At 68.9% G+C, this 4,258-nt stretch carries 6 protein-coding genes and 2 pseudogenes; 4 read left to right on the plus strand and 4 right to left on the minus strand.

Annotated features, from left to right (window positions below; all coding sequences use genetic code 11):
- A pseudogene (locus tag RIF68_RS28985) lies at window positions 1-199 on the plus strand (nuclear transport factor 2 family protein); the annotation flags it as partial.
- Window positions 200-343: 144 nt separating this feature from the next.
- Here RIF68_RS28985 and RIF68_RS28990 read toward each other — a convergent pair.
- The gene (locus RIF68_RS28990; RefSeq protein ID WP_309054256.1) at window positions 344-469 is read right to left on the minus strand and encodes a hypothetical protein; all 126 of its coding nucleotides are present in this window, start codon (window positions 467-469) and stop codon (window positions 344-346) included.
- Between RIF68_RS28990 and RIF68_RS28995 the strand changes: the two genes are divergently transcribed.
- Together RIF68_RS28995 and RIF68_RS29000 are read left to right on the plus strand one after the other, a co-directional pair.
- On the plus strand, window positions 440-856 hold the full coding sequence (locus tag RIF68_RS28995; RefSeq protein WP_309054255.1) for an APC family permease: 417 nt from the start codon (window positions 440-442) through the stop codon (window positions 854-856). The genes RIF68_RS28990 and RIF68_RS28995 overlap by 30 nt on opposite strands.
- A 24-nt stretch (window positions 857-880) precedes the next feature.
- Window positions 881-1,180 carry a hypothetical protein gene (locus RIF68_RS29000; protein WP_309054251.1) on the plus strand — a complete coding sequence of 100 codons (300 nt, stop codon included), beginning with the start codon at window positions 881-883 and terminating at the stop codon, window positions 1,178-1,180.
- Window positions 1,181-1,231: 51 nt separating this feature from the next.
- On the opposite strand, the gene RIF68_RS29005 is transcribed toward RIF68_RS29000, so the two are convergent.
- The gene (locus tag RIF68_RS29005; protein WP_309054252.1) at window positions 1,232-1,999 is read right to left on the minus strand and encodes a class I SAM-dependent methyltransferase; all 768 of its coding nucleotides are present in this window, start codon (window positions 1,997-1,999) and stop codon (window positions 1,232-1,234) included.
- 139 nt (window positions 2,000-2,138) lie between these two features.
- Window positions 2,139-2,645, minus strand: a complete 507-nt coding sequence (locus RIF68_RS29010) for a MarR family transcriptional regulator (protein WP_309054253.1) — start codon at window positions 2,643-2,645, stop codon at window positions 2,139-2,141.
- Between the two features lie 89 nt (window positions 2,646-2,734).
- Here RIF68_RS29010 and RIF68_RS29015 point away from each other — a divergent pair, with 89 nt between their 5' ends.
- Window positions 2,735-3,565 (plus strand): alpha/beta fold hydrolase, encoded by an 831-nt coding sequence (locus RIF68_RS29015; protein ID WP_309054254.1) that lies wholly within the window; start codon window positions 2,735-2,737, stop codon window positions 3,563-3,565.
- 379 nt (window positions 3,566-3,944) lie between these two features.
- Here the strand turns inward: RIF68_RS29015 and RIF68_RS29020 are convergent.
- Window positions 3,945-4,258 (minus strand): annotated as a pseudogene (locus tag RIF68_RS29020) (hypothetical protein); the annotation flags it as partial.

Below are 4,258 nucleotides of genomic sequence, written 5' to 3' on the forward strand. Positions count from 1 at the left end.
CCGCCCAGTCCGCGATCGACACGTTCATCTCCGCGTTCAATGCCTCGGACGACGGCTACGTGGCTGGGCTGCTTCCCAGGCCCTTACCTCGAACGTGGTTCTCTGGGACTCGCGGGGCTGGAGTGAGGGCATCGAGGCGGTGGAACGGTTCGTGCTGGACATCCGGCGCCACCCGGCGGGGACTGGCACGATGGTGCGGCGCCTTGGTCGTCAGTCCGTCCAGGAACGCCTGCGCGGCCTGGACCACCTTGTCGGTGGAAACGTCCGTGGAGTGCATGGAGAACCGGTCGTTGATGATCACCGGTGATTGGGCCGACAGTGCTCGAAGCAAGGCCCACAGTGGCTACTGGAGCGGATCACGTCCCCTGCTGACCGTCACGATCGGCGTGACCGGGACGCACGTCGACGTCGCCAGTTTCAGTCCCTTCCTGCCGTACGGCTGTTCCTCGGTCGGGACAGCGACAGGCATGTTCTTCGCCTTCGCTGCTGGGAAGCGGTCAGTCATCTCTCGGCAGAGTTCCGCGATCCCGAACGTGACCTCCCGCGGGCCACGCTGCTCGCCTGGTGCATCGTCACCGTTCTCTGCCTGGGGCTTGCCGTTGTCACCGTCGGAGTGCTCGGGGCCAGCGCCGGGTCCCCTACCACCCCTCTCGCTCTGCTCCTTGAGGTGGGGTTCGGCACCCCCGCGCGCCCGGCGGCCGCGGCCGTCGCCCTGCTGCTGACGTTCGGCGCCGTCAACGCCTACCTGGCCAGCGGAGCTCGCATGGGCGAGTCACTGGCGCAGCAGGGGCGCCATGCCTGGCTGGCTCGGCGCCCGACCGGCCACGGCAGCGGGGGTGCCGCGACGCAGCCTTAGCGTTTCGCGCTCGCGTCGGCCGCAATGATCGTTGCCGCCGCCGGTGGGCTCATCGGCTTGGAAACCCTGCTGCGCGCAACCTCTGCGTGCCTGGCCGCCGTCACCTTGGCCGGACTGGCCTCAGCCGCTGTCCTGTTGTGGAGCCAGCCCTCCCTGCGCGCCGGCGTTGCCGTCAGTTGTGTAGTGATCGTCGCCGTGCTCGCCTTCTGCGGACCGTTCCTCTTGGTGCCCGCCGTACTGGCCGCAGCCGCCGTGGCCTACCGCCTCACCGACGCCGCTTGGACGGAACGGACCCGGGCGTCGGCGAGAGACCGTGCCGCGTGAGCGCGGTCTCGGGCCGTTGTACCCGCCGTTGACAAGAGACTCGGGCGTGCGTCAGTTTGGCTTGACAGCGTGCAGGACCTGCAGGCCGCGCGGGCCCACGGCGTGGTGACGGACCTCGAGACCGGACGCCGTGCACTGGTCGGTCAGCCACTGGGGTGCCAGGCGGAGCTTGGGATAGCTGCTGGCTGTGAGGTTCCAGGCTCCGTCCTGTCGCGTGTGCAGAAGATCGTTGACCTGGACCGTGTCGTCGTCGACGTACTCGAGGAAGCACGTGAGGATCCGATCAGCGGTGCTGCGGACCGGGATGAAGCGGTCCGGGCCGGTCAGTTCGCCGGTCAGGTCGCGGTAGGTGGCAACGAAGCTCCCGCCGGGGCGCATCGCCCGGGCAGTGTCGGTGAGCAGGTTCTGTACGTCGCTCCGGCTGGGCAGGTGGGGCAGGGTATCGCCCATGCACACGACGGCTGTGAGTGATCCCGGAGTACTGAGGCGGGGCAGGATGCCCCGGATATCGCCGTGCACCGGGCGGACAGCCTGGATGAGCTCGGCGCGGCGGGCGTTCGAGGCGAGTTCGTCAAGAAGGTGCTTGCTGGTGTCGACGGCCGTCACGGATGTGTAGCCGAGCCGGGCCAGCGCCAGGCTCTGCGGACCGGGACCGCAGCCGAGGTCGACCGCGGCCGCCTCCGCTCCCGGCCGGGCGGCCAGCCCGAGGCCACCCAGGAGTTCACATTGAGCTGCTGCCACGCTCTCCACATCTCCGCCGAGCATCCAGGTGTAGTGCTCGGCCAGGAGACGATCGTAGTGGTCGGTGGCGGTGGACATGGTGATCTCCTTGCGGAGGGGCGGGTTGAGGTAGCTCGGCCGACCGGTCGCGCCTGGTCTGAGCGGCGGCCGGACGCGACCGGCGGCACACACGCCGTGCCGGCGTTGCTCGAGAGGACAGGTGCTGAATGCTGCGCGTCTATTCCTCGAGGGCTTCGCGACCCTGGTCCATTCCGAGCGCGGACTTGCCCGTCTGCACCCAGGCGGCGAGATCGGCGAGGTACACGGTGCCCAGCGCGGATTCCAGTGCCTTGCCGAGGGCCGCCCGGTAGGTGGGCGTCGTCTCGGCGTAACGCTGGCGTCCGGCTGGCGTGATGGCGGTGGTGACCGCCCGGCCGTCGCCGTCCTCCGGGGACCGCTGGGCCAGCCCGCGTTGCTCCAGCCGGCCGACGAGGCGGGTCACGGTGCTGTCCTTGAAGCCGATGCGTTCGGCCAGCTCCCCCATGCGCAGGGCGGGACCGCTCTCCGGACGGCTCAGTGCGCACAGGGCGCGGTACTCCGAGAGCGGCAGGCCGTGCCCGTACTGCAGCGCTTCGTCCAACTCCTTCTCCACACGCCCCAGCAGCCGCACGGCCATGCACCAGCGTTCGTCCTGAGCATCGTCCGCCAGGCGGCGCGCATCTCGGGTCTTCTGTTTCTCAGTCATCGACAGCAAACTATCTGCTTGTCGTAGCAAATAAAAGGGGCGTACCGTCCTCGACGACATTGATCAACACCACGCCCAGGGGGGCCTCGATGAGCAGTGCCACGGTGAACGACGCCACGCTCCACTACCACGACATCGGCCCGAAGACCGGCCTTCCCGTCCTCCTGATCCACGGCCACCCCTTCAACCGGTCCCTGTGGTTGCCGCAGGCGGCGGCGCTCGCCGGGGCCGGGCACCGTGTCATTACGCCTGACCTGCGCGGTTACGGGGACAGCTCGGTGTCGGAGGGCCCGGTGTATCTCAGCGATTTCGCCGACGACCTCGCCGGGATCCTGGACCACCTCGGCATCGAAGAGGCCGTGGTCGGTGGCGTATCGATGGGAGGGCAGATCGCCATGGAGATGCAGCGCAGCCATGCCGGACGCGTGCGCGCCCTCCTCCTGTCGGACACCTCGGCCCCCGCCGAGACGCCTGAGGGCAAGGCATTCCGTAACCGGCTGGCCGACCGTCTCCTGGCCGAGGGCATGGACGGCTACGCGGACGAGGTGATCGATAAGATGCTCGCAGCCTACAACGTCACCGCCATGCCCGATGTCGCCGACCGCGTCCTGCGCATGATGCGCACCACCGACCCGCGCGGCGCCGCCGCGGCCCTGCGCGGCCGCGCCGAACGTCCCGACTACCGGGACACTCTCGCCGCCACACGCTGTCCGGTCCTCATCGTCGTCGGCGCCGACGACGTCTACACCCCGATCGCCGAAGCCGAAGCCCTCCACCAGCTCGTTCCGCACGCCACTCTGAGCGTCATCGAGCAGGCAGGGCATCTCCCGGGCGCCGAGCAGCCCGTGCACTTCAACGCGACCCTGCTGGACTTCCTCGGTACGCAGATACCCCACTCCATGGCGCGCTCTGCGGGCTGACGCAGGAACAGGGCGTCGGCAAGGCTGCCCTGTCTCAGGGAAATCTTGAAACGATCTTCAGTGAGTCCCGGACTGTGTGAATGCACCGGTCGGGCACTCCTCCGACACCTGAGTCCACAGAAGTCGGGGGGCGCCCGTTCTTCCCCTGGCATTTGCCTGTCACCGGGGCGGCTGTCTTCACCGGGTGCCGGGCAGGAGCAGCGCTGGACTCAATCCTCGACAGTGTCCAGATCGCGCAGGGGACGGATTTCGCCGGGCAGGTCGGGAAGCTGGAAGCTGAGGCGGTCGCGCTCCGGCGGTGCCCCTCATGCCGCCGGAGCGGCGATCACAGGGTCTTGCGGGCACTACCGTCGGCGTTGTCGAGCAGTTCCTTGATGAGTTATTCGGTCGCCGTCTCGAGGGAGCAGTCGAGTTCCCGGTTGATGTGTTGGGTGCCGCGTACGAGGGAGAGCGCCTTCTCCAGGTCGGGCAGGCTGGTGGGGCCTGTGGGCAGGGCGTGTTCGGCGAGTTGCTGGAAGCGGGTCCAGTCGCAGCGTACGGCGGGGGAGAGGCGATAGGGGTCCTGTCCGCTCTTGCGGCGCGGCACGTAGGGGTTGCAGTCGGGGTCGTTGCCCAGCGAGCGGCGGGCCTGGACGAGCAGAGCCCGGGGCGGGCGGGGCCGGCAGGGGGCGGTGATCATTACTTTGCCGACGC

Source organism: Streptomyces sp., assembly GCF_031178505.1.
GTDB classification, from domain to species: Bacteria; Actinomycetota; Actinomycetes; order Streptomycetales; family Streptomycetaceae; genus Streptomyces; species Streptomyces gulbargensis.

Coding starts and splice junctions, on each gene's coding strand:
- RIF68_RS29000 (WP_309054251.1), top strand. CDS start 881: ATGATCGTTGCCGCCGCCGGTGGGCTCATCGGCTTGGAAACCCTGCTG.
- RIF68_RS28990 (WP_309054256.1), bottom strand. CDS start 469: ATGCCTGTCGCTGTCCCGACCGAGGAACAGCCGTACGGCAGGAAGGGA.
- RIF68_RS29010 (WP_309054253.1), bottom strand. CDS start 2,645: ATGACTGAGAAACAGAAGACCCGAGATGCGCGCCGCCTGGCGGACGAT.
- RIF68_RS29015 (WP_309054254.1), top strand. CDS start 2,735: ATGAGCAGTGCCACGGTGAACGACGCCACGCTCCACTACCACGACATC.
- RIF68_RS29005 (WP_309054252.1), bottom strand. CDS start 1,999: ATGTCCACCGCCACCGACCACTACGATCGTCTCCTGGCCGAGCACTAC.